Source organism: Streptomyces sp. NPDC026659 (genome assembly GCF_040638245.1).
Classification (GTDB): Bacteria; Actinomycetota; Actinomycetes; order Streptomycetales; family Streptomycetaceae; genus Streptomyces.
This window is the reverse complement of sequence record NZ_JBEZXY010000022.1, coordinates 1-879: the sequence shown is the minus strand read 5'-3', so window position 1 is coordinate 879 and position 879 is coordinate 1. Positions and strand designations below refer to the sequence as shown.

Sequence of the window (879 nt, the reverse complement as noted above, 5' to 3'; positions counted from 1 at the left end):
CTAATACATTCAAATATGTATCCGCTCATGAATTAATTCTTAGAAAAACTCATCGAGCATCAAATGAAACTGCAATTTATTCATATCAGGATTATCAATACCATATTTTTGAAAAAGCCGTTTCTGTAATGAAGGAGAAAACTCACCGAGGCAGTTCCATAGGATGGCAAGATCCTGGTATCGGTCTGCGATTCCGACTCGTCCAACATCAATACAACCTATTAATTTCCCCTCGTCAAAAATAAGGTTATCAAGTGAGAAATCACCATGAGTGACGACTGAATCCGGTGAGAATGGCAAAAGTTTATGCATTTCTTTCCAGACTTGTTCAACAGGCCAGCCATTACGCTCGTCATCAAAATCACTCGCATCAACCAAACCGTTATTCATTCGTGATTGCGCCTGAGCGAGACGAAATACGCGGTCGCTGTTAAAAGGACAATTACAAACAGGAATCGAATGCAACCGGCGCAGGAACACTGCCAGCGCATCAACAATATTTTCACCTGAATCAGGATATTCTTCTAATACCTGGAATGCTGTTTTCCCGGGGATCGCAGTGGTGAGTAACCATGCATCATCAGGAGTACGGATAAAATGCTTGATGGTCGGAAGAGGCATAAATTCCGTCAGCCAGTTTAGTCTGACCATCTCATCTGTAACATCATTGGCAACGCTACCTTTGCCATGTTTCAGAAACAACTCTGGCGCATCGGGCTTCCCATACAATCGATAGATTGTCGCACCTGATTGCCCGACATTATCGCGAGCCCATTTATACCCATATAAATCAGCATCCATGTTGGAATTTAATCGCGGCCTAGAGCAAGACGTTTCCCGTTGAATATGGCTCATACTCTTCCTTTTTCAATATTATTG

1 protein-coding gene is annotated in these 879 nt (G+C 42.5%); it reads right to left on the bottom strand.

Going from position 1 to position 879, the window contains the following annotated elements:
* Positions 1-39 precede the first annotated feature (39 nt).
* The gene (locus AB0E91_RS31530) at positions 40-855 is read right to left on the bottom strand and encodes an aminoglycoside O-phosphotransferase APH(3')-Ia (protein WP_000018329.1); all 816 of its coding nucleotides are present in this window, start codon (positions 853-855) and stop codon (positions 40-42) included.
* Positions 856-879 lie beyond the last annotated feature (24 nt).

Bases quoted from the DNA above. Each gene is read 5' to 3' on its own strand.
- AB0E91_RS31530 (WP_000018329.1), bottom strand. From the start codon at position 855: ATGAGCCATATTCAACGGGAAACGTCTTGCTCTAGGCCGCGATTAAAT.